The 26518-nt window shown below is 66.2% G+C and carries 20 protein-coding genes; 10 read left to right on the forward strand and 10 right to left on the reverse strand.

Translation table 11 applies throughout. The annotated features are described in order from the left end of the window. Nucleotides 1–2 precede the first annotated feature (2 nt). A complete protein-coding gene (locus J6595_RS12300) occupies nucleotides 3–1139 on the reverse strand; it encodes an NAD(P)/FAD-dependent oxidoreductase (protein WP_209594856.1) in 1137 nt (378 codons plus the stop codon). A 166-nt stretch (nucleotides 1140–1305) separates the two neighbouring features. On the opposite strand from J6595_RS12300, the gene J6595_RS12305 reads away from it, so the two are divergent. The 5 genes from J6595_RS12305 to J6595_RS12325 all read left to right on the forward strand — a co-directional run bounded on the left by J6595_RS12305 (nucleotide 1306) and on the right by J6595_RS12325 (nucleotide 9363). Further along, the gene (locus J6595_RS12305) at nucleotides 1306–3363 is read left to right on the forward strand and encodes a hydantoinase/oxoprolinase family protein (protein WP_209594857.1); all 2058 of its coding nucleotides are present in this window, start codon (nucleotides 1306–1308) and stop codon (nucleotides 3361–3363) included. A gap of 4 nt (nucleotides 3364–3367) precedes the next feature. Further along, nucleotides 3368–5353, forward strand: coding sequence for a hydantoinase B/oxoprolinase family protein (locus J6595_RS12310; RefSeq protein WP_209594858.1), 1986 nt, complete (start codon nucleotides 3368–3370; stop codon nucleotides 5351–5353). Further along, nucleotides 5350–5652 carry a (2Fe-2S)-binding protein gene (locus J6595_RS12315; protein ID WP_209594859.1) on the forward strand — a complete coding sequence of 101 codons (303 nt, stop codon included), beginning with the start codon at nucleotides 5350–5352 and terminating at the stop codon, nucleotides 5650–5652. Before J6595_RS12310 ends, J6595_RS12315 begins: the two co-directional genes overlap by 4 nt. Next, complete coding sequence (locus tag J6595_RS12320; protein ID WP_209594860.1) at nucleotides 5649–7040, forward strand: FAD/NAD(P)-dependent oxidoreductase; 1392 nt, start codon at nucleotides 5649–5651, stop codon at nucleotides 7038–7040. The genes J6595_RS12315 and J6595_RS12320 overlap by 4 nt, the downstream gene beginning before the upstream one ends. Before the next feature lie 457 nt (nucleotides 7041–7497). Then, nucleotides 7498–9363 carry a methyl-accepting chemotaxis protein gene (locus J6595_RS12325; RefSeq protein WP_245198262.1) on the forward strand — a complete coding sequence of 622 codons (1866 nt, stop codon included), beginning with the start codon at nucleotides 7498–7500 and terminating at the stop codon, nucleotides 9361–9363. 164 nt (nucleotides 9364–9527) lie between these two features. Here J6595_RS12325 and J6595_RS12330 read toward each other — a convergent pair whose 3' ends face one another. Together J6595_RS12330 and J6595_RS12335 are read right to left on the reverse strand one after the other, a co-directional pair. Further along, a complete protein-coding gene (locus tag J6595_RS12330) occupies nucleotides 9528–11264 on the reverse strand; it encodes a chloride channel protein (protein WP_342453175.1) in 1737 nt (578 codons plus the stop codon). A gap of 202 nt (nucleotides 11265–11466) precedes the next feature. Continuing rightward, the gene (locus J6595_RS12335; protein ID WP_209594863.1) at nucleotides 11467–11955 is read right to left on the reverse strand and encodes a cupin domain-containing protein; all 489 of its coding nucleotides are present in this window, start codon (nucleotides 11953–11955) and stop codon (nucleotides 11467–11469) included. A 501-nt stretch (nucleotides 11956–12456) separates the two neighbouring features. On the opposite strand from J6595_RS12335, the gene J6595_RS12340 reads away from it, so the two are divergent. Beyond that, complete coding sequence (locus J6595_RS12340; RefSeq protein ID WP_209594864.1) at nucleotides 12457–14982, forward strand: methyl-accepting chemotaxis protein; 2526 nt, start codon at nucleotides 12457–12459, stop codon at nucleotides 14980–14982. Between the two features lie 506 nt (nucleotides 14983–15488). Here the strand turns inward: J6595_RS12340 and J6595_RS12345 are convergent. The 5 genes from J6595_RS12345 to J6595_RS12365 form a co-directional block, all read right to left on the reverse strand. Next, complete coding sequence (locus J6595_RS12345) at nucleotides 15489–16967, reverse strand: Ppx/GppA family phosphatase (RefSeq protein WP_425342145.1); 1479 nt, start codon at nucleotides 16965–16967, stop codon at nucleotides 15489–15491. A 28-nt stretch (nucleotides 16968–16995) separates the two neighbouring features. Beyond that, on the reverse strand, nucleotides 16996–19197 hold the full coding sequence (locus J6595_RS12350) for an RNA degradosome polyphosphate kinase (protein ID WP_209594990.1): 2202 nt from the start codon (nucleotides 19195–19197) through the stop codon (nucleotides 16996–16998). Nucleotides 19198–19560: 363 nt separating this feature from the next. Further along, nucleotides 19561–20229, reverse strand: a complete 669-nt coding sequence (locus J6595_RS12355) for an HdaA/DnaA family protein (RefSeq protein WP_209594866.1) — start codon at nucleotides 20227–20229, stop codon at nucleotides 19561–19563. A 6-nt stretch (nucleotides 20230–20235) separates the two neighbouring features. Next, nucleotides 20236–21402 (reverse strand): AI-2E family transporter, encoded by a 1167-nt coding sequence (locus tag J6595_RS12360; RefSeq protein ID WP_209594867.1) that lies wholly within the window; start codon nucleotides 21400–21402, stop codon nucleotides 20236–20238. After that, on the reverse strand, nucleotides 21399–21965 hold the full coding sequence (locus J6595_RS12365; protein ID WP_209594868.1) for a CDP-alcohol phosphatidyltransferase family protein: 567 nt from the start codon (nucleotides 21963–21965) through the stop codon (nucleotides 21399–21401). The genes J6595_RS12360 and J6595_RS12365 overlap by 4 nt, the downstream gene beginning before the upstream one ends. Nucleotides 21966–22160: 195 nt before the next feature. On the opposite strand from J6595_RS12365, the gene purM reads away from it, so the two are divergent. The 4 genes from purM (at nucleotide 22161) to J6595_RS12385 (ending at nucleotide 24838) form a co-directional block, all read left to right on the forward strand. After that, complete coding sequence (purM, locus tag J6595_RS12370; protein ID WP_209594869.1) at nucleotides 22161–23231, forward strand: phosphoribosylformylglycinamidine cyclo-ligase; 1071 nt, start codon at nucleotides 22161–22163, stop codon at nucleotides 23229–23231. Beyond that, entirely contained in the window at nucleotides 23228–23938 is a 711-nt protein-coding gene (purN, locus tag J6595_RS12375) for a phosphoribosylglycinamide formyltransferase (RefSeq protein WP_209594870.1), read from the forward strand. The genes purM and purN overlap by 4 nt, the downstream gene beginning before the upstream one ends. Nucleotides 23939–24027: 89 nt before the next feature. Next, a complete protein-coding gene (locus J6595_RS12380) occupies nucleotides 24028–24456 on the forward strand; it encodes an I78 family peptidase inhibitor (protein ID WP_209594871.1) in 429 nt (142 codons plus the stop codon). A gap of 151 nt (nucleotides 24457–24607) precedes the next feature. After that, complete coding sequence (locus J6595_RS12385) at nucleotides 24608–24838, forward strand: hypothetical protein (protein ID WP_209594872.1); 231 nt, start codon at nucleotides 24608–24610, stop codon at nucleotides 24836–24838. A gap of 311 nt (nucleotides 24839–25149) precedes the next feature. On the opposite strand, the gene J6595_RS12390 is transcribed toward J6595_RS12385, so the two are convergent. Continuing rightward, nucleotides 25150–25608 carry a c-type cytochrome gene (locus J6595_RS12390; protein WP_209594873.1) on the reverse strand — a complete coding sequence of 153 codons (459 nt, stop codon included), beginning with the start codon at nucleotides 25606–25608 and terminating at the stop codon, nucleotides 25150–25152. Between the two features lie 202 nt (nucleotides 25609–25810). Continuing rightward, nucleotides 25811–26413, reverse strand: coding sequence for a superoxide dismutase (locus J6595_RS12395; RefSeq protein WP_209594874.1), 603 nt, complete (start codon nucleotides 26411–26413; stop codon nucleotides 25811–25813). Nucleotides 26414–26518: the final 105 nt, after the last annotated feature.

Raw genomic sequence — 26518 nt, forward strand, 5'->3', positions numbered from 1 at the left:
GCTCAGCCGGCAATCGGGGCGGCGTCTTCGCCTTTGAACCGGGCGATGTCGAAATCACCGATGGGCGTATCGGTCTTGCCGGTCGCAATCAGCTCGGCCATCACGTCGCCGACGCCGGGTCCGAGCTGGAAGCCGTGACCGCAGAAGCCGAAGGCATGATAGAGGCCGGGCGTCGTTGCCGAGGCGCCCATGACCGGCAGATTGTCGGCGACATAGCCCTCGACGCCCGACCAGGTTCGGATGACCGAGACATTTGCAAGGGCTGGCACGAGCGGCAGAAGCGCGGCTAGCTGGCCCGGCAGGCGCGCCGGGTCGGCCTTGGCGTAGCGCGTGCGGTCGAGGTCGACATGGGTGCGCTCCGCGCCGCCGCCGAAGACGATATTGCCGCGCTCCACCTGCCGCAGATAGCCGTTGGGCCGGCCTGCCGCCCACATGCCGACGACCGGCGCGATGCGGTAGGGCAAGGGTTCGGTGACGCCCATCTGCGGGCCGCGGGCCTCGATCGGGACGGTTTCGCCGAAGCGGGCGGCGAGCTTCGCGCCCCAGGCGCCGGCGGTGTTCAGGAGAATGTCGGCTCCGTGACGGCCGGCTGACGTGGTGACCGAAAACCCTCGAGCGGTCCTGGCAACCTCCAGAACCTCCTGTTCTTCGAGGATCCTCGCGCCGAGCTTCTGCGCCGCCGCGGCGAAGGCCGGGCAGATCAGCCGCGGATTGCCGTTGCCGTCCTTTTCGGCAAAGGACGCGCCGATCGCGTCGGGCCCGATGCCCGGAAAACGCGCGCGCAGTTCGTTCTGGCCGATCTCCTCCGGCTCGAAGTCCCATGCCCTCGCCGCTTCGATGAAGCGGCGCATGTCCGCGCGCCCCGTCTCGTCGAAGACCAGCCGCAGATGGCCGGTGGCGCGAAATTCCACGTCCCGGCCCAGCATTCGCTCGGCCTCGCCCCACAGCGCGCGGGAGCGATGCGCCAAAGGCAGTTGCGGCAGGTAGCGCCCGGTCCGGCGGACATTTCCGAAGGACGCGATCGTCGCCCCGCTCCCGACGCGTCCGCGTTCGATCAAGGTGACCTTCACCCCGCGCCGCGCCAGGAAAAAGCTGGCCGCGGTCCCCATCAGTCCGCCGCCGATCACGATCACGTCCATCCGCCGTCTCCTTCACCCTTCCTTCTGCCGGCCGGCGGACCGCCGCGCAAAGACGCAAACGCAGGGGGCGCATAAGGCCCGCTTATGGCGCGGCCCGCTTTGCGTCTTGGACCCGCCTCGCGGCATCTGCCAGCCTTGCGAAAAGCACAATTGCGGAGATGTCATCATGGACGCTGCCGGCGAGGCGGACTGGAAGATCGGGGTGGATATCGGCGGCACCTTCATCGACTTCTGCGCGCTGGAGGCGCGCTCGGGGCGGGTCGCCTCCCTCAAGGTGCTGACGACGCCCGACGATCCGGGGGCGGAACTGATGACGGGCCTCACCCTGCTTGCCGAGCGGGAGGGGCTGGACCCTTCCCGGGTGAGCCGGTTCGTCCACGGCACCACGGTCGGCATCAACACCATCATTCAGCGGCGCGGCGCCAATCTGGCGCTGATCACCAATGCGGGCTTCGAGGACATGATCGAACTCGCCCGCCTGCGCATGCCGGACGTTTATTCGCTGTTCTGCTCGCGCCCCGACCAGCTGATCCCCCGAGACCGCATCTTCGGCATCCCGGCGCGGATGCGCGCCGACGGCAGCACGACACGCGAGCCCGACATTGAGAGGATCGCTGAGGCCGTCGCCACGGCGCGCCGGAGAGGAGCCGAAGGGATCGTCGTCGCCCTCCTTCATGCCTGGCGCGATGCATCCCAGGAGGCGGCGGTGAAGGCCGAGATCGAGAGGATCGCGCCAGAACTCTTCGTCTTCACCTCGGCGGAGGTCTGGCCGGTCATCCGCGAATACGAGCGCACCACCACGACGATCATGAACGGCTACGTCCATCCCCGCGTCGCCGGATACCTGACCGCGCTCGAGAGCCGCCTGGCCGAAAGGGGCGTGCCCGCGCGCGCGATGCTGACGAAGTCGAATGGCGGGCTGATGAACGCCGCGGAGGGCAAGCGCGCCTGCGTCAACATGCTTCTGTCCGGCACGGCCTCCGGCGTCATGGGCGCGGCCTGGCTGGCGCGGCAGGCCGGTGAAAGGCAGATCCTCACTCTCGACATCGGCGGCACCTCGGCCGATTTCGCGCTGATCATCGACGGCGCGCCGCAATTCGGTACGGGCGAGCTGATCGGCGAGTTCCCGCTCTACGTTCCGTCCGTCTCGGTCAGCTCGATCGGCATTGGCGGCGGCTCGATCGCCTCGATCGACGAGCGCGGCGTCCTGCGCGTGGGGCCGGAATCGGCCGGTTCGACCCCGGGGCCGGCCTGCTACGGGCGCGGCGGAAGACGGGCGACCGTGACCGACGCCATGGCCGTCTGCGGCTGGCTCGGCCACAGCCAGATGGCCTATGGCCAGCTGCGGATGGATGTCGATCTGGCGCGCGAGGCGGTGGCGGACCTCGCGGCAGCGCTGGGCCGCAGCCTGGAGGAAACCGCCCAGGCGATCCTCGACATCGCCGTGTCGGAAATGTTCGTCGAGGTGGAAAAGCTCGCCTCGCGCTCCGGCGTCGATTTGCGCGACTTCACCTTGATGCCCTTCGGCGGCGGTGGCCCGATGCTCGGCGCCATGCTCGCCCGCGAGATGGGCATCCGGCGCGTGATGGCGCCGCGCCGGCCCGGCGTCGTCTCGGCGCTCGGCGGCCTCGTCGCCGATCTGCGCGGCGATTTCATCCGCACGACATTCGTCGATCTTTCGGCCGATGCGCTGGCAAAGCTCTGCCTTGTGCTCGCCGAGCTCGAAGCCGAAGGCCGAAGCTGGCTCGCCGCGCAGGGCCATCACGGCGCCCTTGCCCTGCAGTTCGCCGCGGACATGCGCTATGCCGGCCAGAGCTACGAGATCGAGGTGCCGGTCGAAGCGCGCTGGTTCGAGACCGCCGACCTTCGCGCCATCGCGGCGGCGTTTCACGAGCTGCATGACGCGATCTACGACTTTCACGATCCCGAAGGCCGCATCGAAATCGTCAACCTGCGGCTCTCCGCCGTCGGCGCCGGACCGGCTCTGAATTTTCCAGAGGAGGCGGAAGCGGCAGGGGACGCGATCGCTGAACGCATGACGCCGGTCTTCGTCGATGGCGCAAGGCGCGACATTGCGCTCTATGCCCGGGCCGACCTTCATGCCGGGTCGAGCTTTAAAGGCCCCGCGGTCGTCGCGCAGGAGGATACGACCTTCGCCATTCCCGGCAAGATGGTGGCCAAGGTCGACCGCTTCCTCAATCTCCACCTCACCTTCGCGGAGTAGCCCGATGTTCGATCGCACGAACCTGCAGGTTCTCGCCAACCACGCCCGCGCGGCCGCCGAGAACATGGGCTTCACCCTGCAGCGAACCGCCCATTCGGCCTTCGTCAAGGAGACCGAGGACTTCACCGTGATGCTCCTGAACCGCAAGGGCGAGACCTTCGCGGTTCCCATGGATCTCGGCGCCACCTGGTATTGCGGCCTCACCTTCGGCCGGGCGATCGAGATGATCGAGGATTACAGGCCCGGCGACATCGGCTTCACCAACGACACCTATTCCAGCCATGTTGCCACCCACACGCCGGACACGGTGCTGTGGAAGCCGGTCTTCTACGAGGGCGAGATCATCGCCTGGACCGGCGGGCACATCCACAACACCGACATGGGCGGCGCCGTCCCCGCTTCGCTCAGCCGCTCTTTGACCGAGATCCACCAGGAAGGCATCCGCTTTCCGCCGATGAAGCTCGTCAACGAGGGGGTCTATGACGAGCAGATCCTGAAGATCATGGCCGCCAATGTCCGCAAGCCGGACCTCAATGTCGGGGACATCAAGGCGATGGTCGGCGCGTTGAAGACCGGCGAGCGCAAGATCCTCGCCATGGTCGAGAAATTCGGCAAGGAAGCGTTTCTGGAGGGCGTCGAGGCGCTGATGGATCACGCCGAGGCGCAGACCCGCGACATCCTGCGGGCCATGCCCGACGGGACATGGGAGTTCGCCGACTATGCCGACGAGGATTCCGTCGAGGCCAATCCCTGCCGTCTGAAGCTGACGCTGACGATCAAGGGCGACGAGGCGATCCTCGACTTCACCGGCTCGGACCCGCAGCTCGGCTCCTCGCTCAACGTGCCGTCGGGCGGCGATCCGCGCCACTCGATGCTTCTCGTCGGGATCTACTACCTCCTCTACACGCTGAACCCGCGCATCTATCTGAACACCGGCCTGACCCGGCCCTTCACCTGCATCGCGCCGGAGGGCACGGTGCTCAACCCGGTCAGCCCGGCGGCGGTGGGCATGCGCTCCTTGACCTGCGCGCGGCTGCGCTCGGTCCTGTTCGGCGGGTTCAGCCAGGTGGTGCCCGATCGCCTGCCCGCGGCACCGGCCGGCAACAACTGCATCGTCAATGTGATGACCACCGACGAGCGCAGCGGCCGCACCGTCATTTCCGCCGTCAATCCGGTGGTCGGCGGCGGCGGCGGCATGCCCCATCGCGACGGCACCAACGGCTCGGGCGCGGATGCGGCCTATCTGAGGAACACGCCGATCGAGATCACCGAAACCGAGACCCCGATCGAGTTCCTGAGATACGGGCTGGCACAGGACAGCGGCGGCGCCGGGCGCTGGCGCGGCGGGCTCGCCACGGAAATGGTGTTCAAGGTGTTCGCTCCCGACACCAGGGTGACGGCGCGAAACCGCGACCGCTCGCGCTTTCGCCCCTGGGGCGTCCTCGGCGGCAAGGCGGCGGGGCTTTCGGACATGTGGATCAATCCCGGCCGGGACGATGCCCGCCATCTCGGCAATATCGACACCGCGACGCTCCAGCCGGGGGACATCCTCTCCATCCGGTCGGCAGGCGGCGGCGGGCGCGGCGACCCGATGGAGCGAGAGCCATGGCGCGTCGCCGGGGACGTGGCGCGCGGCTATGTCTCCCAGGAGGCGGCGCAGGAGCATTATGGCGTGGTGCTGGTCGAGGGGATCGTGGACGAGGCGGCGACGCAGACCCTGCGCCGGGGGAGACCGGCGCCGGAAGGCCATTTCGACCTGGGCGCCGAGCGCAGGGAATACGAAACCCAGTGGACGCCCGAGGCCTATGCGCTTTTGACCGAGACGCTGAACGCTCTGCCGATCCATTGGCGCTTCTTCGCCAAGACCGAGATCTTCCGCCGCATGGCGGGCCGCTCGGGCGCGGCCGGCGTCGCCGAAGCGCTGGCCGAAGTCCACAAGCGCTTTCCCGAGATGCCTTTACCGCACCAGATCGCGGAGGCCGCGCAATGAGCATGGACGGCCGCATCCGGCGTCTGGCCGAGACAGACCGTCCGCCGGTCGATTTCGTCCTGGATGGCCGGGACTGCCGGGCGCTTGTCGGCGATACGGTGCTGACGGCCGTTCTTTGCAACGCGAAGACGTTGCGGCAGGCCGAGTTCGGTCCCGAAGGCCGGGCTGGCTTCTGCCTGATGGGCGCCTGCCAGGATTGCTGGATGTGGCAGGAGAACGGGCCGCGCCTCCGCACCTGTTCGACACCGATTGCCCCGGGAATGCGCCTGATGAGCGCACCACCCGGAGATTGGCCATGAGCGAGCGGGTGGTCATCGTCGGCGCCGGTCCGGCCGGAATCCGGGCGGCAGAGGTTCTGACGCAGGCCGGTCTGCGTCCGACGGTCGTCGATGAGGGTATGCGCTGTGGTGGCCAGATCTACCGGCGCCCCCCCGAAGGCTTCACGCGAACGGCGGAAAAGCTCTACGGCTTCGAGGCGGAAAAGGCGCAGGCCCTCCACGCCAGTTTCGGCCGGATGCTGGCCGAGGAGAGGCTGGCCTATTGTCCGCAGAGCTCGGTTCTTTCGGTTGCCGAGAACGGATTGCAGGTTCTGACGGCGGCCGGGCTGCATCATCTGGCCTTCGATCGCCTCATCATCGCCACTGGCGCGACCGAACGCGTGGCGCCGGTTGAAGGATGGGAAAGTGCCGGCGTCTACGGCCTTGGGGCGATGCAGATCGCACTGAAGTCGCAGGGCGTGGCGCTGGGGCGGCGGATCGTTCTCGCCGGCTCCGGCCCGCTTCTGACGCTGGTCGCCGCGCAGCTTCTCGATGCCGGGGCGGATGTCGCCACCGTGCTCGACACCTCTTCGCTGGCGACGCAGATGCGCGGCCTGCCGCTGATGCTCGCGCGTCCCGGACTCGTCGCGCGCGGCATGGCGATGCGCGCAAGGCTCGGCCGGCGTTACCTTGCTGGCGTCAGGCTCGATCGGATCGAAACGTCGCGAGACGGTGTCGAAGCCATCGCATGGAGCCATCGCGGCACCTCCCATCGCACCAAGTGCGACGCGGTCGGCCTTGGCTGGCATCTGCGCTCGGAGACACAGCTCGCCGGGCTCGCGGGCGCCGATTTCCGCTATGATGACACCTTCGCGCAATGGCTTCCGCAGGCAGACAGCATGGGACGGGCAGGCGACCGCCTCTATCTTGCCGGCGACGGCCTGCGCCTGCTCGGCGCGGACGGTGCGCAGATCACCGGCCGTCTGGCCGCCAGTGCCTGCCTCAAGGACATGGGCCTCCCTTTTCCCGACATGCGAGCCGACCTGCGGCGAATGCAGCGCCTCGACCGTTTTGCCGCGGGCCTCAGCCGGGCTTTTCCCTGGCCCGCCGAGGCGGTTCGCCGCCTCCCCGACGAGGCGGTGGTCTGCCGCTGCGAGAGCGTCACGGCCGGCGCGCTGCGCGAGGCTGTCGATGCCGGCGCCAGCGAGGCGAACCGCGCGAAGTCGCTCAGCCGGGTCGGCATGGGGCGCTGCCAGGGCCGCTACTGTCAGCTCGCCGGCGCCGAGATCGTCGCTGCCCGCGCCGGTCTCGCCGTTGCGGCCGTCCGACGCCTGCGCGATCAGGCCCCCGTGCGCCCGGCACCGATCGGCGCGTTGAGTTCGGCCCTTGATCCGACACCCGCCAAGTCGCCGAGCGACGTCGCTTCCTAGCGCCGTGCGTCCGCATGGACGCACAAAGGACCCGCGATCGCTCTGAAGCTGCGCATCGTGCGACGGAAACGATCACGCCGGCCGGTGCATGACAGACCGCATTGGCTGGCCCCGCGCAAGCCACTGGCTTGCATGCCGGCGGAGAAGCATCGATCCGCCCTGCCCGAACGATGTGGCAAGACTTTTCCCGTCAGTCAGCCGGTCTTAGGGCTCCTGCAGGACGACGTGCCGTCCAGCCTGACGGTTGCAAGTACGATTTTTTCAATCCCTATCCGCATCGCCGTTCGTGGGGAAACGATTCTTTTAAGTCTGCGTGAGTATATGGACCAGAAGTTCCTTCAGCGCGATCGCTGCGAAGTCGTCGCCGCGGTCGGAAAACCACGATCCTAGCCGTTCACCAAGTCGGGGCGCGAGTTACTGCATGTTGAAATCCAGTCTATCGGCAAAAGTTTCCGCAATGGTCCTGGGCGCAATTGCCGTTGTGGCGCTCATTCTCTCGTTCGCCGCCCTGCTCGAAGTGCGGAGTGACGGTTTGCGTCGCGCCGTCGAGCGACAGGAATCCAACATGCGCGTCGCCTGGGACGTGATCGGCCGCTACGGCGACTGGTTCAAGGTCGATGGCGACAAGATCTATGCCGGCTTCCAGCCGCTCAACGATTTCAACACACCGGTCGATCGGATCAAGGAGCTGGTCGGTGGAACGGCGACGATCTTCATGCGCGACACGCGCGTGGCGACGAACGTCCTGAAGCCCGACGGCAGCCGCGCCATCGGCACGAAGCTTGCCCCCGGCCCCGTCTATGACGCGGTGCTGAGGGACGGCAAGCCCTATCGCGGCGAGGCCGACATTCTCGGTACGGAATTCTTCACCGCCTACGACCCGATCAAGGACAAGTCGGGCCAGACCATCGGCATCCTCTATGTCGGTGTCCCGAAGTCCGAATTTTTCTCATCCGTCGAGGCCCTGGAGATCCGCTTCGGGCTGATCGCGGTCCTCGTCGCGCTCGTCGTCGGCGGTCTCGCCCTCCTGGTGTCCCGCCGCATGTTCCGGCCGCTCCAGGGCCTGACGCAGACCATCGCCGACGTCGCCGAAGGGCGCACCGACGGCGAGGTGGAAGGCCTCGACCGGCGTGACGAGATCGGCCGGATGGCCCGGTCGGTAGAGACGCTTCGCCATGCCGTCATCGACCAGCAGACGCTGAGGCAGGAAGCCATCGACGCCGCCGCCCAGAAGGAGATCGAGCGCCGTCGCCAGGACGAGATGGGCGAGGAATACGTCAAGGCGCACGAATTCTTCATGGCAGAGGTGGAATCCGGCTTCGGTCGGCTGGCCGGGGGCGACCTGACCGTGCGTCTCGACAAGCCGTTCTCGTCCGACTACGAGGGCGTCCGCAAGCACTTCAACGACAGCGTCGCGACACTGGAGACCGCCTTTGCCGAGGTGATGAGCCTGATCGGCTCGAACCGCACGGGCATTTCCGAGATGATCGTCGCGACCAACGACATCGCCCAGCGCACCGAGCAGCAGGCGGCGAGCCTGGAAGAGACCGTCGCGGCCCTCGGCGAGGTGACCGGCGGCGTCAACCGCACGGCCGAAGGCGCCGGCGAAGCACGCCGGACCGCGGAATCGGCCCGCTCCAAGGCGCAGACGGGCGGCGAGATCGTCGCCCAGGCGGTTGCGGCGATGAGCGAGATCGAGGGATCGTCCCAGCAGATCACCCAGATCATCTCGGTGATCGACGAGATCGCCTTTCAGACCAACCTCCTGGCGCTCAACGCCGGCGTCGAGGCGGCGCGGGCTGGCGAAGCCGGCAAGGGCTTTGCGGTCGTCGCCCAGGAAGTGCGCGCGCTGGCCCAGCGCTCGGCGGAAGCGGCGAAAGAGATCAAGGGTCTGATCAGCGCCTCCTCCGGGCAAGTCGAACGCGGCGTCGAGCTGGTGACGGCGTCGGGCAAGTCGCTGGACGAAATCGTCGCCGAGGTCGCGTCGATGTCCGAAATCATCGCCCAGATCGCCGACAGTGCGCGGGAGCAGGCGACGAGCCTTCGCGAGGTCTCTAGCGCGGCCGACCAGATGGACAAAGTGACCCAGCAGAACGCCGCGATGGTGGAAGAGACGACGGCTGCCTGTCAGGCCCTCGGCAACGACACCGAACGCCTCGCCGGCATCGTCGACAAGTTCCAGACACGGGGCGTCTCGAACGCTCGTTTGCAAGCCCGGAGCGCGGGCCGGCCGGCGAAGCCGAAGACGGTTGCCCAGATGCGCTCTGGCGCCCAGACCGCGCCAAGGCCGGCCAACGACACCGAGGGCTGGGAAGCGTTCTGACGCGATGAGGCCAGCGGCCGGGGAATATCACCCCCGCGCCGCTGGTGAAATAAACAAAGCCCTGCCCGGCGCGCGAGCCTAGACACCGGGCGCCGGTCAAGGACCGGATAAGGCAAAACACAACAGGACCCGGCGATCCTTGTCGATCGCCGGGTCCTGTCGTTTCAGCCGTAGTGGTTGCGCACCAGCGCGTTGGCGATTTCTTCGCGGCCGATGATGCCGGCGATGTTGTCCGGCCTCGGCAGGCCGCGTGTGTCGCCCACGACGATCGCATAGCTGCGGCCGCGCCGGTTCATGCGGGTGACCACGGTGTTGAGGTTGTTGCCCGTGGAGGCGATGATGAATTCGCTCGAGGAAATGTCGTCGAGGGTCTGACGGGAGAAGCGATCCGCCTGATAGGGGATGGTGCCGAAGCGCACGAAGCCGGTGATGCGAGTGCCGTCCGTGGTGATGACCCGGGTCTTGTGGACCTCGACCTGTTTCAGCGCGTCACTCACCGTTGTCGAGCCGGGCAGGACGACGAAGTCCTTGTACATCACCTCGCTCGCCGAGCGCACGAGGAACATGTTGGTGGTGCGGTCGACCGGGATCGGCTTGCCGCGATTGCGCAGCTTGATCGTGTAGATGTCGGCGGTGGTGAGCGCGCGCCGGACACCGATGGCCAGCGCGACGGACAGAACGAGAGGCAGGATGATCTCGTAGTCGCGGGTCATTTCGAAGATCATCACGATCGCCGTCATCGCCGCCGAGGTGGCGCCGCCGACCATGGCGCCCATGCCGATGATGGCGAAGGTCGTCGGCGTGATGCCGGCGCCCGGAAGCAGCACCTCGCCGATCACCCCGACGGCACCGCCCAGCGTCGCGCCCATGAACAGGCTCGGCGAGAAGATGCCCCCGGATGCGCCGGAGCCGAGGCTGAGGCAGGTGGCGACCAGCTTGCCGACGAACAGCAGAAGCAGGAGCCAGGCGGTCGACAGGCCGCCATTCAGCACGTCCTGGATCGACGAGTAGCCAACGCTGTAGACGTGGTAGTGGCCGGTGAACAGCATGAAGCCATAGCCGAGCAGGCCGACGGCGAACATGCCGATGATGTTCTGGAGATAGGGGTTGATTCCCGAATCGTCGAAGACGTCCTCCGCCTTGGCGAGAAGCTTCACGAAAGCCCAGGCCGCAAGCCCCATGAGAACGCCGAGAAGCGCGGCGAGGACGAGTTCGGCGCCGTTGACGACATGGCCCTGGGCGAGCCCGTCGAACGGCACGACGAAGGCCGACTCGACACCCATCACCGCCCGGTAGACGTAAGTCGACGTCGCCGTCGCCACGACCACCGGAAGGAATGTGCGGGTCGAGACTTCCGGCAACAGCACTTCCGAGGCGAACAGCACGCCGCCGAGCGGCGTGTTGAAGGTCGCGGCGATACCGGCGCCGGCACCGGCCGAAAGAAGCGTGATCTTCTGATGCTGGACGAGATTGAGGGCTCTGGCGAAGGTCGAACCGAAGGACGAGCCGATCTGGATGATCGGGCCCTCGCGTCCGACCGAGGCGCCGGTGCCGATCGAGATCGCCGAAGCGAGCGACTTCACGAGGGCGACGATGCCGCGGACATTGCCGTTCTGGTGATAGATCGCGAACATCACTTCGGGCACGCCGTGGCCCTTGGCCTCCGGCGCGAAGCTCCGCACCAGCCAGACGACGACGAGGCCGCCGATCACCGGTACGAGGATGATGCCGGCGCCCCATGGGCTCGGCGGCCCGTAGGCATTCGGATCGAGATGCAGGGTGAAGATGCCGTAGAAGGCAAGATTGTAGATGACCGCGATCAGATATTTGAAGAAGATCGCCCCGAGGCCCGCCACGATGCCGACGACGAGTGACAGGACGAGCATGACTTTCAGCGTCACTTCCCGTTCCGGCGGCGCCTCCGCCCCCGTTGCGTTCGCAGCGGAAGAGACGGGCGGATCGACGACGGACATGGGGATGGACTGACTTTTGCAGATAAAATAGCGGGCGGAAGAGCCTTTCTATTTCATCCTTCGCGGCCAAGCGGAAGGGCGCGGCGGAAAAAAAGCCACATTGCGGCAGATTGTTCCCCCGCATTCGCGCTCATTTCGCGAGCCAGGGCGTCAATGCCCGCCCCGTCACGGGGTCGAACTCCGGCACGGCGAGACCCGCGACGGTCTTCCCCGCGATTTCGACATCCACCGTCCCCGCCCTCGTGATCGCCCCATTCTGTCCGGGGGGATAAGCGCCGACGACGGCGAAATCGCCCGTCGCCGACAGCCGCTTGTGGCCGACGCCGGCGGGAATCACCACGATGTCGCCCGGCGTCATCTCGAGGGTCAAGCCGTTCTCGCCCCCGAAGCCGACCCTCGCCGAGCCGGAGGCGCAGCCAAGCACTTCGTGTCCCTCGAGGTGATAGTGCCAGTAGTCGAAGATCGTGTAGACCCAGGTCCCCTGCCAGCCATTTGCGACGAAGCGCCCGGCGATCGTATCGGCGTCGAGACCGGCGAGGACCCCGGAGGCCGCGAGCAAGGGCAGCGGGCTGTTCGGCATGGTATCGTCGGCACCGAGGGGATGGGTTTGAAACGTCATGAGCAGTTTCGCCTTGTTCGCTCGCGGCGGCCCCGCCGCCACTGATCCATCTGCGGCACAGCGGCCTCGCCGCAAGGGTCGGCGGGTTCTCCAGCGTTTCAGCCGCTAGCACCTCTGACCACTGGTTGCGGGCTACCTCTGGCTAATCTGGCGAGCGATCGAAGCGGTTTCACCGCCCGAATGGCGCGATGGCGCTTGGTCGCCATCACCCACAAGCCACGCACGCGCATGTCCAACGCTTACAGCGCCGGTCAGAGCTGCGGAGTGCGTTTCTTATCGGATCTTTAAGGGAAAAAGGGTTCTCATCGTGTGGAAGCACAGCTTTGCCGAATGTCTTGCCATGGGGCCTCGGCGAGTTGTTCTGCAAGCCTTACGATAGAAATCGGATTCTTACTCGAAACAGCTTGAACTCGCCACGGCCCGGGCGGTCGTTGTTTCGACAAGCCCCTCCACGGTTGCAACCGGCGTGCCGCAGCGCAGCCAACACATCGGAATGACGCAATGAATGCTTCGACCGCGAAACGCCATCCCTCACTGCGGATGAATTCCATCGGCGTGAAGGCCGGCGCGGCGATGGCGGCCTTGGCACTCGTCGTCCTGGCGATCGGCGGTGTCGGCCTCAGCGGCATTCGGACCTTGAGCGGCGCGGTCTTTCAGAGCGAGAGCACGTCCAGCGTTCTCATCGCCATCAACAAGGCGGGCGGATCGGTCTCGGAATATCTGCTGCAGAAGGATCCCGCCCATATCGAAGCGGCGACCTCGACACTCGACGCGGCCCGGGACAGCATCGAGTCCCTCAAGATCGCGCCGGAAGCCCGCGACGCTTTGGCGAGCGATTTCGACGAGATGAGCAAGGCGATCACCGGTCTTGCCAGTGCGAACGAGACCGTCGAAGCGGCCAAGCAGACCTTCATGTCGCGCGCGGACGCGCTGCTCACCAGCGCGGCCAAGGGCGAAAACCAGGGGGCGGAGGCCGCCAAGGTCGCCGAGCGCCAGTCCACCCAGGCCATCGTCGGTCTCGAAGCCATGCGCAAGCTGACCTATGATGCCGGACGCTTCGAGGGTCTGGCCCGCGAGCTTCAGCTCGCGCTTGTCGGCCAACCCGCAGATGGCACGGCGCCCGCCTCGGCGGCGGTCAGAACGCTCGCCGAACAGGCGAAGGTGCCGCTCAAGGGCATCATCGATCTCGGCGGATCACCCGATCTTCAGCCGATCGTTGTCAGGATCAGCCAGTCCTTCGACGCGATCGAAACGACGCTCGGCAATGCCGGCCTCCTGTCTTCCTCCGATCGGGCGCGCCTTCTGCAGCTCGCCGAAGCCTCGGCGCTCGCCACGAAAGAACTGGCTGAGGAGCTCGGCACGATGGCCGAGGCGCAACTTGCGATCAAGGACGAGAAAAACAACGAGCGATCCAAGGCGCGGGTCTTTGCCGGTCTCGCCGGCAACTTCGCCAAGATCATCAACAACGCCGTCAGCGACGCGCAGCGTTATCTCGTTCGGCCCTCGGACGAGATTTCCGATCAGGTCATGGCGCAACTCGACAAGTCCGCAGGCTTCGCCAAGATCCTCTCGCGCCAGGGAGACATCGATCTCGGCGGCGGCGTGGAAGAGCTGAAGCAGAGCTTCGCCGCGATGACCGCAGCGCTCGCCGCCTTCGAACGCCAGGCCGTCGTCGTCGGCGACGCGTCTCACAAGGTCTCCGAAACCGTCGTCTCGGTCGCAGGCAAGACGACGAAGCAGGCCCAGGTCAAGAGCGAGCAGAGCAGCCTGTTGATGTGGGGCGCGGGCCTCACCTGCCTGCTCCTGACGGCCGCGATCGCCTATCTTCTGGTGCGCTCGATCGCCCGGCCGATCGCCGACATCACCCAGTCGATGTTGCGCCTCGCCGGCGGCGACACCACGATCGACAGCACCTTTGCCGATCGCAAGGACGAGATCGGCGGCATGGCGCGTTCCCTCAGCGTCTTCCAGAAGACCGGCCAGGCCAAGCTCGAGGCCGAAGCCGAAGCCGCGCGGCAGCGCGAGGCGGCCGAGGAAGAACGCCGGCGCGCCGAACGCGAGCAGGCCGCCGAGGCACGCTCCCTCGACCAGGCCTTCGCGGCGATCTCGGCCGGCCTCAATGCTCTTTCGCAAGGCGATCTCACCGCCCGGGTCGGCAAGGTCGACGCGAAATACGAACCCATCCGCGAGCGATTCAACGCCTCCGTGGCAGCCCTCGAGGCGACCATCGGCTCGGCCGTGATCGCGACCAGACGCATCCGTACGGGTCTTTCGGAAATCTCCGCCGCGTCGGTGGAGCTGGCCCGGCGCACGGAGCGTCAGGCGGCCAATCTCGAAGAAACCGTCGCCGCCCTGTCAGAGGTGACCGAAGCGTCCACCCGCACCGCCGAAGGCGCCCGCAAGGCGCAGCTTTCCGCCGACGATGCGCAGAAGACGGCTCAGGAAGGCGGCACGGTCGTCGCCGAGGCGATCGGCGCCATGCGCGAGATCGAGGCCTCGTCCGAGGCGATCGACCAGATCATCGGTCTGATCGACGACATCGCCTTTCAGACCAATCTTCTTGCCCTCAATGCCGGGGTCGAGGCGGCAAGGGCCGGCGCCGCAGGACAAGGCTTTGCCGTGGTCGCCCATGAGGTGCGCGAACTGTCCCAACGCTCGGCTTCGGCGGCCAAGGAAATCCGCAGCCTCATCTCCACTTCGCGCCAGCAGGTCGGTGTCGGTGTCGAGCGCGTCACCGCGTCCGGAAAGGTTCTGGACAGGATCGTCGCCGAGGTCAGCGCGATGGCCGAAGTCATTCGGGTCATCGCCGCGGACGCCCGCGATCAGTCGGTGTCCCTTCGCGAGGTTTCCACCGCCGGCGATCAGATGGATGCCGTGACCCAGGAGAGCGCGGCCATGGTGGAAGAGACCACGGAAGCCTGCCGGAGCCTCGAGGCGGAGACCGCCGAGCTCGACGCCTCGATGCAGCGCTTTAGGGCGGAATGCCGGACGCCGGATACGGACTATGGCTATGGGCAGGCGGCGTAAGGATTGCCGCGCAGCCTGCCGTCACCGTGACACGCGCGGCGCTTCGAAGCGATCGTGTGGGCGGGGCGCATAGTGAGACATCCGTCGCACAGACCCAATCTTCGCGAAACGACAGGGCTCATACTGCTCCAGCATCGGCCCGAAAATCGGAATCGATTGTCGGAAAGCACGGTGCGGTGATTCAATAAGGAAGAGCGTCCTTTGTCCGTCTATTTCGTGTACACGACACGATCCTCGAAGGCCGGCCACGGCTTGATCGAGAAGGCGCGACATTCGACGCTTCGTCATTCTCGGGCACCGTCCCGAGAATCCAGAAACGCTTGACACATCAAAATCTTAACCGGTGCACTGGATGCTCGGGACGGGGCCCGAGCATGACGAGCGCGTGAAAAGCGGACGCCTGATCTCAAAGTGTCAGGCACTCGATATGCGACGTTCGACGAGAATGTCGTGCACACTGGCGCCCATTCCGACGCACGGCGCTCCAGGCTGACGCGGCCAGGCTTTCAGCGCGCTTCCATGCGCAGCACCTTGCCGACGACCTTGGCGAATTGCTGGAGCCGGCCATCGGGCCGCTCGCCGATCAGATCGGCGAAACTCGGCGGGATCACCAGCGTGAAGCCGCCGCGCGGATCCTGCGCCCATTTGAACTGGTCGAGAATGCCCGGCATCGAGGCGGTCAGGAGATAGGTCGCCCGGAACAGCGAAGCGAGGATCTGCGCCCGCTTCAAAAGCCGCTCGTCGACGAGGCTTTCGAGCTCGGGAATGTGCTGCTGGTCGAGGCTGCCTTCATGGCGGTAGAAGTTGGTGAGGCCCAGAAATGCCCGGCCCCGGTGGTCCACCGCTGGCATCGCGGCATGGGCGATGATCGACAGGGCCTGCTTGCCGCGATAGTCGGGATGAGCCCGCCAGCCGATGTCGGCGAGAAGGCAGGCGGCAACGCGCAGCCGCTCTTCCTCGGGCGTCTCGTCGATCCCCAGCGCCTCGAAGCTGCGGCGGCTCCAGTCGACGAGTTCGCGCGCATGGTCGGGCGAGCGCGACCGCAGCAGCGACAGCTCCCGGGCGCTCGCGATGAGCGGGTCCTCAGCCTGAATGTCGGGCGACAGCCTCTCGTAGAGATAACCCTCGCGCACGCCGAGGGCGGACAGGACGATCTTTTCGGGTTCGATGAAACGCAGGACGCTCTTCAGGGCGACCGCGCCATAGGCGAGCAGCGTGCGCCTGGATTTGGAGACCGCCGAAATGCCGGTCAGCTTGTCGGGATCGGACTTGATCACGGCGTCAAGGAATCCGTCGACCCCGCTCGCGGGCATCTCATAGGCATGCATGACGTGCAGCGGGTAGGAGGTCTGCTCCATGTGCAGCTTGGCGAGATTGCGCCATGTGCCGCCGACGGCAAAGAAGTCCCTGCCCTTCCCCTTCCCGGCCAGGGGAGAGGCGGAGATGTGGCTGTCGGCGATCGACTGGGCCTTGGTGAGATCACCGCCGGACAGGTCGCGCAGGCGCAGCCCGCCGAGCGGCGTCGTCATTCCCACGCCGAGACCCTCGGGCGTCACGTCGATCAGTTCGAGGCTGCCGCCGCCGAGATCGCCGACGATGCCGTCGGGCCGATAAAATCCGGCCAGAACCCCGTGGGCGGCGCCCTCGGCCTCGCCGGACCCGGTCAGGATGATGATCTCGCGGTCGAGCACGGCCTCTGCCGCAGCGATGAACTCCGGCCCGTTCTGCGCCTCGCGAGCGGCTGCCGTCGCAATCGGATAAAGATCGACGACACCGGCCTGACGCGCCAGCAGGGCGAAGCGCCGCAGCGCCGAAAGCGCGCTCTCCACCGCCTGGACGTCGAGCCGGTTGGTCTGGGCGAGCCCCTTGCCGAGGCCGCTCAGCACCTTTTCGTTGAACAGAACCGTCAGCGAACGTGCCAGGCCCTCGTAGATCACGAGACGCACGGAGTTCGAGCCGATGTCGATGACGCCGACGGGCGTCATGCCCGGGAGCCGGCCAAGGGCGGGATAATCAGTCAAAGCGCCCGTGTTCTGCCTTTTGTCTGGCGATGAGTCTTGGAGCATCCGTCTTCAGCGCCTTGCCTCGTCCCGAAAGACTGGGGTTTGTCATGAAGTAACGCTGGGCATTGAACGGCTGTTCCCCCGGCGACGGGACGATGCGACGAGACGACCCGTCCGCAGCTACCGACCAGCTCTGCTGGTTGTCAAGAATGTTGCCGAGCATGATCTGCGACAGGATCTGGCTGTGAACGGTCGGGTTGGTGATCGGCACCAGCACCTCGACCCGCCGGTCGAGATTGCGCGGCATCATGTCGGCCGAGCCGTGATAGACGATCGCCTGCTCCGAAGGCAGGCCATGGCCGTTGCCGAAACAGAAGATGCGGCTGTGCTCGAGAAAGCGCCCGACGATCGATTTCACGCGGATATTGTCGGACAGGCCCGGCACGCGCGGCTTCAGGCAGCATATCCCGCGCACCACGAGGTCGATCTCGACGCCGGCCTGGCTTGCCCGGTAGAGCGCGTCGATGACGGCGCCATCGACCAGCGAGTTCATCTTCATCCATATCTGGCCGGGCCGCCTCGCCTTCACATGGGCGATCTCGTCCTCGATATGGCCGATGATCTTGGAGCGCATCGTCACCGGCGAAACCGCGAGCCGCTTCACTTCGGAGGGTTCGGCATAGCCGGTGATGTAGTTGAAGACGAGCCCGACATCGTGGGCGATGTCCGGATCGGCGGTGAAGTAGGACAGATCGGTGTAAATCTTCGCGGTGATCGGATGATAGTTGCCGGTGCCGATATGGCAGAAGGTCACGAGCTTGCCCTCCTCGCGCCGGATGACGAGGGAGAGTTTCGCGTGGGTCTTCTTTTCGATGAAGCCGAAGACCACCTGCACGCCCGCCCGCTCCATGTCGCGGGCCCAGCGGATGTTCGCCTCTTCGTCGAAGCGCGCCTTCAGCTCGATCAGCGCCGTCACCGACTTGCCGGCCTCGGCGGCGTCGATCAGGGCGCGCACGATCGGCGAGTCGTTCGAGGTGCGATAGAGCGTCTGCTTGATGGCGAGGACGTTGGGGTCGAGCGCCGCCTGGCGGACGAACTGGACGACCACGTCGAAGGATTCGTACGGGTGGTGGACGACGATGTCCTTCTCGCGGATCGCCGCGAAACAATCGCCATTGTGCTCGCGGATGCGCTCGGGAAAGCGCGGAATGTAGGGTTTGAACTTCAGATCGTCGCGCGGCAGCTTGCAGAGCTGCGACATGGAATCGAGCGCCAGCATGCCGTCCATCACCGAAATGCGCGCTTCCGGGACTTCGAGCTCGGCGGCGACGAAATTGCGCAGCGCCTCCGGCATGACCGAATCGAACTCGATGCGGATGACCGAGCCCCGGCGCCGGCGCTTCAGCGCGCTTTCGAACAGCCGCACGAGGTCTTCGGCCTCCTCCTCCACCTCGATGTCGGAATCGCGGATGATCCGGAAGGTGCCGGCGCCCTTCACCCTATAGCCGGGAAAGAGCTTGCCGATGAACAGGGCGACGACGCTCTCGATCGGCACCATGCGCACCACGCCCTTGTCGTTCATCGGCATTTCGATGAAGCGCTGCAGCGCGACGGGCAGGCGCAAAAGCGCGTTCATGCCGTTCGAATCGCGCTCGCGGACCAAAGAGAGGGCGATCGAAAAGCCGAGATTGGGAATGAAGGGAAACGGGTGGGCGGGGTCGATCGACAAGGGTGTGAGGATCGGGAAGATCCGCTCCTCGAACAGTCTCTGCAGCCAGGCGCGGTCCTCGCCCTTGAGCTCGCCGGCACCGACGATCATCACCTTCTCGGCCCTCAGCGCCTTCACCAGTTCGGCGAGTGAGGCCTGCTGCTCGTTCTGCAGCTCGCTGACCGCTTCGAGAATGCGGTCGAGCTGTTCCTGCGGCGTCAGCCCGTCGAGGGAGCGAACCGGCAGCTTCTCGCGCACCTGGCCGGCGAGACCGGCGACGCGGACCATGAAGAACTCGTCGAGATTGTCCGCCGAGATCGACAGGAACCGCACCCGTTCGAGCAGCGGGTGGTTCTCGTTCTGGGATTCCTCGAGGACCCGGCGGTTGAATTGCAGCCAGGAGAGTTCGCGGTTGATGTAGCGATCGGCAGGCAGGTCCGGGGTCGCTTCGGAGGTGATCAGGGCCGTCTGGCCGCCGGCATCGGCGACGTCGGCGAGGATCATCGCGGCTTCGGCGACCAGCGCGTCTGCCGATTCGACGGTCTCGCTCGCCGAGGGGGCGCTGGCCGACGAAGCGGCAGCGCGCTTGCGAGCGGCGGGGCGCTGATCCTGCGGAGCCGTCGCGGCGGATGGCTTGGTCCTGGCGGAAGCGGCGGCTGGGCGGCGCGTCCGAGGCTTGCCGGCGGTGGTAGCCTTGCCGGCGGTGCTGCGTCGACGCGCCGCCCTTGCCGGAGCGCTCGCTCCGGGCGCGTCTTGCGTTGCCTCCGTGTCAGGCGTGTTCGGCCGGTCCTTGTCGCTCATCGTCGGTTCCCTCGTTCGCCCCTTCCGCCTAGCCGCTGCAAAAGAAGGTTTCATGACATGGCGCGCTCAGCCGGCTTGCCATCCCCCTTCGGTGAGAACACGCCGTAAAAACGGCCGCGTCACGCGCTTCTTTTCGGCGAGCGCCTGACGGTCCACGGCCGCCACGATGCGCCGAGCCGCCTCCAGCGAGCGCTCCATGCGCTCGACCAGATAGCGCAACGCTCCGGGCTCCACCTCGATCTGCCGGTCGGAAAACAGCTTGGCGAGCACCCCGGTCAAAAGCGCGTCGTCGGGTGCCCCCAACGAGGCGATGGTGGCGGCGGCGAGCCGCGAGCGCAAGTCGGGCGTTTCGATTTTCATCGCAGACGGCAGGCAGCGGGCGGTGACGACGAGCCAGCCGCCGCCCAGACGCGCGGCATTGACGAGGGCAAAGAGCTGATCCTCCGGCAAAGCGCCGCGGTCGGCATCGTCGACGACGGCGCGAAAATCCCGCGTTGCGAGAATCGCGCCGAGATTGTCACGGCCGGCGAAAGCGGCACCGGCCGCGCCGGCCCAGATCTCGGCGAGATGGCTCTTGCCGGAGCCGGCCGGCCCGGTGACGAGAAGAACCGGATGCGGCCAGTTCGGCCAGGCGTCCACCGCCTCGACCGCCAGCCGGTTGGCGCTGGAGACGACGAGGTCGTCGCGCGAGAGCGACGGACGATGGGGAAGTTCGAGCGGCAGCTGCTTTGCCATGGCGCCTCACTCCGCCGGATTGGCGCCGGCCCTCCCGCGCCCGGGGAGCGCCGGCGGCACGATGTCGTTCTCGATCATCTCCGCCTCCTGACGCGTCGGCTCGCGGCCGAAATACATCTCGCTCTGCAGATACTGCGTGAGCGCGAAACGCACCAGAACGCCGACGGCCGCCGCCGAGGGGACGGCGATCAACAGCCCGACGAAGCCGAACATCGCCCCGAAAGCCAGGAGCGCGAACATCAGCCAGACCGGATGCAGCCCGACGGACGCGCCGACGAGCTTGGGCTGGAGAATGTTGCCTTCGAGAAACTGGCCGATGAAGAAGATCGCCGCGACGACGACGATCCATGGCCAGTCCGGCCAGAACTGAATGAGCGCGACGCCGACGGACAGAACCAGGCCGCTGATCGAGCCGACATAGGGGATGAAGGAGACGAGCCCGGCGAAGAGGCCGATGAGAAGGCCGAAATTCAGGCCCACGAGCGACAGGCCGATGCCGTAGAAGGCGCCGAGGATGAGGCAGAGGCTCCCCTGTCCGCGCAGGAAGCCGGCGACGGAGCGGTCGATGTCGCGGAACAGGCGGCGGACCGTCGCCACATGCTGGCGCGGGATCCAGTCGTCGATCTTGGCGACCATCCGGTCCCAGTCGAGCAGCATGTAGAAGGCGACGACGGGCGTGACGACGAAGAGCGAGACGAAGTTGACGACCGCGAGCGACGACGACCAGAGCGAGGAGAGGAACGAGGTGATGATGCCCGTGCCCTCGCTGACCAGCTTGCCGAGATCCTGCTTCAGATTGGCTTCGCCTTCCGGCAGGAGCCAGCCGATCGAACTCGACCGGATCCCCTCGATGATCGTCTGGACCCGGTCGACATATTCGGGAAGCCGGCTGGCGAGCCCGCCGAACTGATTGACGATGACCGGCACGAGAATGACGATGACGCCGGCGAAGATCAGGACGAACAGCGCGAGAATCAGCACCGTCGCCCAGAGCCGCGACAGCCCCCGCCGTTCCAGCCAGTCGGCCACCGGGTCGAGGAAATAGGCGATGACCATGCCAAGGACGAAGGGCAGGAGAATGCTGGAGAACAGGTAGAGGAGCAGCACCGCCACGAAGGCGGCGATGCTCCAGAACAGAACCTGACGCCGGATGAGCGCGCTGTGGTCGGTCATGGGCCTTCGTCGTCTCCGGTTTCAGCGCCGTCAGGCGACGCCATGTGCCGCAGCCAGTCAGTGAGATAGGCGGCGGCGGAGGCGACGGTCAAGATCAGCGTCAGCGCGACGAGCAGATCGCCCACATAGCCGAGCGAGAGGCCGAGCGCCGATTCGCCGAGGACGCTTGCGGCGAGGACGATCTGCGCCGCCGTCGTCGCCTTGGAGACGAAGAGCGGGCGCACCGTCATCGGCAGACCCATGACATAGGCGAGAAGAAAGGCGGCGACGATCAGAACATCGCGGCTGACGACCACGATCACCAGCCAGTCCGGCAGCCGGCCGAGCACGCCGAGCCCGATGAACACCGTGGTGAGCAGCGCCTTGTCGGCGATCGGATCGAGATAAAGGCCGAGGGTGGACTGCTGATTGAAATGGCGTGCGATGGCACCGTCCACTGCGTCGGAGACGCCGGCCACGACGAAGGTGATGAAGGCAAGGCCGAAGCGGCCGTCGATCAGCGCCCAGATCATCACCGGAACGGCCAGCAGACGGGCGATCGAGATCAGGTTGGGAATGGTCATCGCGCAGCTCGCGGCAACGGGCATGAAACGCGCTGAAGGCAGCTAAGAGAGACCATGATACAATACAGGACGGCTCGCATCGTCACGCCTTCACTCGCCGCGCAAACGCCCGCATCGACACTTTTGCCCATCCACCGGGTCTTGCTCGCAGCACACGATCGTGTCAACTCCGGCATAAATGGGGCGCGGAAACAGATGGCAGACAAACGCAATTCCTTGACCTATCGCGACGCGGGCGTCGATATCGATGCCGGCAATGACCTGGTTCAGCGGATCAAGCCCTTCGTGCGCTCGACCGCGCGCAAGGGCGCCGACGGCGAGATCGGCGGCTTCGGCGGCCTGTTCGATCTGAAGGCGGCCGGCTTTTCGGATCCGATCCTCGTCGCGGCCAATGACGGCGTCGGCACCAAGGTGAAGATCGCCATCGAGACCGGCCTGCACCAGACGATCGGCATCGATCTCGTCGCCATGTGCGTCAACGATCTCGTCGTGCAAGGGGCCGAGCCCCTGCTCTTCCTCGACTATTACGCCACCGGCCATCTCGATCCGGCCGAAGGCGCCAGCATCGTCGAGGGCATCGCCACGGGCTGCCGCATGGCCGGCTGCGCGCTTCTCGGCGGCGAAACGGCCGAAATGCCGGGCCTTTATGCCAAGGGCGACTACGATCTGGCGGGCTTTGCGGTGGGCGCGGCCGAGCGCGACACGCTGTTGCCGAAGACGCAGACGCTGGCCGCCGGCGACGTCATTCTCGGCCTTGGCTCCTCCGGCGTTCATTCCAACGGCTATTCGCTGGTCCGGCGCATCGTCGAAAGGAGCGGCCTTACCTATGGCGATCCTGCCCCCTTCGAGGATGGCCGCAGCCTGGGCGAGGCGCTGCTCGAGCCGACGCGGATCTATGTGAAACCCCTTCTGGAGACGATCCGTGCCGGCGCCGGCATCAAGGCGCTCGCCCATATCACCGGCGGCGGTTTCACCGAGAACATCCCCCGCGTGCTGCCCGATCACCTCGCCGCGGCGATCGATCTCGCCACGATCCCGGTCCCGAAGGTGTTCGGCTGGCTGGCGCGGACGGGTGGGATCGAGACGTTGGAAATGCTGCGCACCTTCAATTGCGGCGTCGGCATGATCGTCGTCACGTCCGAGGCGGAGGCAGGCAAAGCGGTGGAGATGCTTCGCGATGCCGGCGAGACGGTCATGACGCTCGGGCGCCTCAGCCCGCGTGACGGCGAAGGCGTGACCTTCACCGGCGAGCTGTCCTTGCGATGACGACGCCAAGGCGCAAGCGCATCGCGGTCCTGATCTCGGGGCGAGGAACCAACATGGGGGCGATCCTCGCCGCCTGCATGGATCCGTCCTTTCCCGGCGAGGTCAGGACGGTGATCTCCAACCGCACCGACGCGCGGGGTCTCGAGACCGCGCGTCGCTACGACATCGCGGCCCATGCCGTCGACCAGAAGGCCTATGAGAGCCGCGAGGCGCACGAGCGCGCGGTGCTCGACATTCTCGAAGAGGCCGAGCCCGACGTGATCTGCCTCGCCGGCTACATGCGGCTTCTGACGGTGGACTTCGTGCGGCGTTTCGAGGGGCGGATGATCAACATCCACCCCTCCCTCCTGCCGCTGTTTCCCGGCCTCGACACCCATGCGCGGGCGATCGCCGCCGGCATGCGGGTGCATGGCTGCACGGTGCATTACGTCACCGAGCGGATGGACGAGGGCCCGATCATCGCCCAGGCTGCGATCGCGATCGAGCCGGGCGACACGCCGGACACGCTGTCGGACAGGCTGCTGCGCGCCGAGCACAGGCTCTACCCCCATGCCCTTCGAATGGCGCTGACCGGCGACGTCCGGATGGTCAACGGGCAAGCCGCCTTCCGGCGTCGCCCCCCGGCGCAGGCGAGCGACGACATTGCCTCCGCGACGAACGGACCTTCGCCGCAGATCCTGCTGTCGCCGGATGGCAGGGGAAACTGAACGCAGCCGTCGTTGAGGCATTTTCCCCGAGACAGTTTCAGCCAGACGAAGTCACCCCGATAGAAGCGACGAGACAGGAGAGGCAGACGATGCCCCAAAGACTTGCCACCGCCGCCATTTGCGCGATCGCCCTTGCCGGCGGCGCGTGTTCGAGCCCCAGTCAGAGCCCGGCCCCGCGTCCGGCCGCAAACATGCCGATGGCGCAGGCGGATGGCCCGGTTGGCGCACAGCCGGGCCTTGGTGCGCAGCCGGGGCTAGGGGCCCCGCCGGCCGCGCCGCAGCCCGGCTTCGTCGCCGCCGGCGCGGGGTCCCCGGGCGCCTGCAACGCCGCCGCCGCGCGCGTCGTGATCGGCGAGCTCGGCACGAGCGTCGCCGCCGATCGGGCGAAGGAACTGACCGGCGCAAGCACGGTTCGCATCCTTTATCCCGGCCAGCCGATCACCCGCGAATTCATCGCAGACCGGCTCAATCTCGACACCAATGACGAAAACCGGATCGTCAACGCCCGCTGCGGCTGACCGCGATCGGCGAAAAGGGCGGATCGGCCATCCTGGCGGTGGCGATCCGCGCCATGTCGTGAGCCACCTGCGGGGTTTCGCCGCAAGAGGCCACCGGATTCGAGTCGACCTTCGCGAGAAGAACAAATAAGGAACATATCGGAGGTATCCGGTGTTCCTGACCATCGCCGATCTGCGTCACAAACGCCTGTGGCTCGAAGTGCGCTGTGTGACCTGCCAGCACACGACGTTCCTGCCCGTCGGCCTGTTGCCGAAAACGCTGCGCGACGATCTTCCCGTCCATCTCGCGGCCGCCTTCTTCCGCTGCCGCTGCGGGTCGAAGCAACTCTCGACGCTGATGGTCGATCTCGACGCCGCCAAGCCCAAGCCGCCGGGATTTTGACGGTGAAACCGGCGGAGAGGGGTGGTTGCCGGAGGAGCCTAGCCTTCACGCCCTCGTCATCCCGGCTTGACCCGGGATCCATTCCAGATCGTCGATGCTGTCACTGCCGTGACGGGCTGGAACATTGGTTTTTCGGCGCCGGAGCGGCCATTGCGACGTGAAGGAATGGATCCCGGTCGGAGGCCGGGATGACGACGCGTTGCTGCTGGCGGGCTTCCTGCAAACGGATATCACAGGCTAGCCGCGACATCACGGTGCCGGCCGCGGCAAGCCGAAAATCCCGCCGGTCCAGCCCGCATCACATGCGCCGATCACTTGTCGACGCGGAACTCCTCGTGGCAGCCCTTGCAGTTCTGCGCCACCTTGCCGAACTGCTGCTTGAAGGCGTCGAGGTCCTGAGGTGCCGCGTCGATCGCCGCCTGGGTGTCTTCCTGATATTTGACGAGCGCGGCCTTGAACTCCTCCGGCTTCTCCCAGATCGCCGGCGCCGCCTCGGTCTTGCCGCCGGTCTTGGAATCCTCGGGGAAATAGTCGCCGAATTCCATCGCGATCTCGTGCATCTGACCGAATATCTCCTCCGCCTTTGCCGGCGAGAACTCCGCCTCGCCCTTCAGGATCGCGCCGCCGGCCTTGGTGGCCTTGCCGTTGTCCTTCATCAGCTGCTGGCGCTTTTCGATCGCGTCGAGATTCTGGGCAATCGCCGGTACCGCAAGGACGGCGGCGCCCGACAAGGCGAGGACGGCGAGGCTGAACGGGCGTTTGTCGATCATGGAAAGCTCCCTGGCGAAGCGCTCGACGAGCGCGGATCACCAACGAGTTGGAACATTTCCAGTCTCCGGCAACGGGGCGACGGCGATGGTTGCGGTCACAAACAGGTTTACCGGCGATGGCCGGAAACGAAAAACGCCCCGGCAAAAGGTGCCGGGGCGCAAGGGACAGAAGTCCGATCAAACTCTGGGCAGGCGCTCTGCCTCAGGCGGTCGCCGTCTCGTAGCATTCGAGGACGTAGTCCCAGTTGACGAGATTGTCGACGAAAGCGGAGAGATACTTCGGACGCGCGTTGCGGTAGTCGATGTAGTAGGAGTGCTCCCACACGTCGACGCCGAGAATGGGCGTTGCGTCGTGAACCAGCGGGTTCTCGCCGTTCGGCGTCTTCATGATCTCGAGCTTGCCGTTCTTGACCGCGACCCAGGCCCAGCCCGAACCGAACTGGCCGGCGCCCGCCGCCTCGAAATCGGCCTTGAACTTGTCATAGCCGCCGAGATCGGAATCGAAGGCCGTCTGCAGCTTGCCCGGCAGGCTCTTGCCGCCGCCGCCCGGCTTCATCCACTTCCAGAAATGGATGTGGTTGTAGTGCTGGGCCGCGTTGTTGAAGAGCGCCTGATCGGTGCCGTACGACTTCTTGACGACTTCCTCGACGGACAGGCCGGACATGCCGGCCTTCTCGGCCAGCTCGTTGCCCTTGGTCACATAGGCGTTGTGGTGCTTGTCGTGATGAAACTCGAGGGTTTCCTTCGACATGTAGGGGCCGAGCGCGTCATAGGCGTAGGGAAGTTCCGGAAGTTCGAAAGCCATGGTCCGTCTCCTTCTGATTCAATCGTGATTGGACGAAGCGGGCAGCCGCGAAACCGCGCGCCCGCTTTGGGACCGAACATAGGTTTCGATGACCATCCGTCTACC

Origin of the sequence: Jiella mangrovi (genome assembly GCF_017815135.1) — a bacterium.
In the GTDB taxonomy this organism is placed as follows: domain Bacteria; phylum Pseudomonadota; class Alphaproteobacteria; order Rhizobiales; family Rhizobiaceae; genus Jiella; species Jiella mangrovi.

Coding starts and splice junctions, on each gene's coding strand:
- J6595_RS12300 (WP_209594856.1), bottom strand. CDS start 1,139: ATGGACGTGATCGTGATCGGCGGCGGACTGATGGGGACCGCGGCCAGC.
- J6595_RS12310 (WP_209594858.1), top strand. CDS start 3,368: ATGTTCGATCGCACGAACCTGCAGGTTCTCGCCAACCACGCCCGCGCG.
- J6595_RS12365 (WP_209594868.1), bottom strand. CDS start 21,965: ATGACCATTCCCAACCTGATCTCGATCGCCCGTCTGCTGGCCGTTCCG.
- J6595_RS12320 (WP_209594860.1), top strand. CDS start 5,649: ATGAGCGAGCGGGTGGTCATCGTCGGCGCCGGTCCGGCCGGAATCCGG.
- J6595_RS12360 (WP_209594867.1), bottom strand. CDS start 21,402: ATGACCGACCACAGCGCGCTCATCCGGCGTCAGGTTCTGTTCTGGAGC.
- purN (WP_209594870.1), top strand. CDS start 23,228: ATGACGACGCCAAGGCGCAAGCGCATCGCGGTCCTGATCTCGGGGCGA.
- J6595_RS12340 (WP_209594864.1), top strand. CDS start 12,457: ATGAATGCTTCGACCGCGAAACGCCATCCCTCACTGCGGATGAATTCC.
- J6595_RS12305 (WP_209594857.1), top strand. CDS start 1,306: ATGGACGCTGCCGGCGAGGCGGACTGGAAGATCGGGGTGGATATCGGC.
- J6595_RS12390 (WP_209594873.1), bottom strand. CDS start 25,608: ATGATCGACAAACGCCCGTTCAGCCTCGCCGTCCTCGCCTTGTCGGGC.
- J6595_RS12325 (WP_245198262.1), top strand. CDS start 7,498: ATGGTCCTGGGCGCAATTGCCGTTGTGGCGCTCATTCTCTCGTTCGCC.
- J6595_RS12350 (WP_209594990.1), bottom strand. CDS start 19,197: ATGATCCTCGCCGACGTCGCCGATGCCGGCGGCCAGACGGCCCTGATC.
- J6595_RS12380 (WP_209594871.1), top strand. CDS start 24,028: ATGCCCCAAAGACTTGCCACCGCCGCCATTTGCGCGATCGCCCTTGCC.
- J6595_RS12335 (WP_209594863.1), bottom strand. CDS start 11,955: ATGACGTTTCAAACCCATCCCCTCGGTGCCGACGATACCATGCCGAAC.
- J6595_RS12355 (WP_209594866.1), bottom strand. CDS start 20,229: ATGGCAAAGCAGCTGCCGCTCGAACTTCCCCATCGTCCGTCGCTCTCG.
- purM (WP_209594869.1), top strand. CDS start 22,161: ATGGCAGACAAACGCAATTCCTTGACCTATCGCGACGCGGGCGTCGAT.
- J6595_RS12395 (WP_209594874.1), bottom strand. CDS start 26,413: ATGGCTTTCGAACTTCCGGAACTTCCCTACGCCTATGACGCGCTCGGC.
- J6595_RS12315 (WP_209594859.1), top strand. CDS start 5,350: ATGAGCATGGACGGCCGCATCCGGCGTCTGGCCGAGACAGACCGTCCG.
- J6595_RS12345 (WP_425342145.1), bottom strand. CDS start 16,967: ATGACGCCCGTCGGCGTCATCGACATCGGCTCGAACTCCGTGCGTCTC.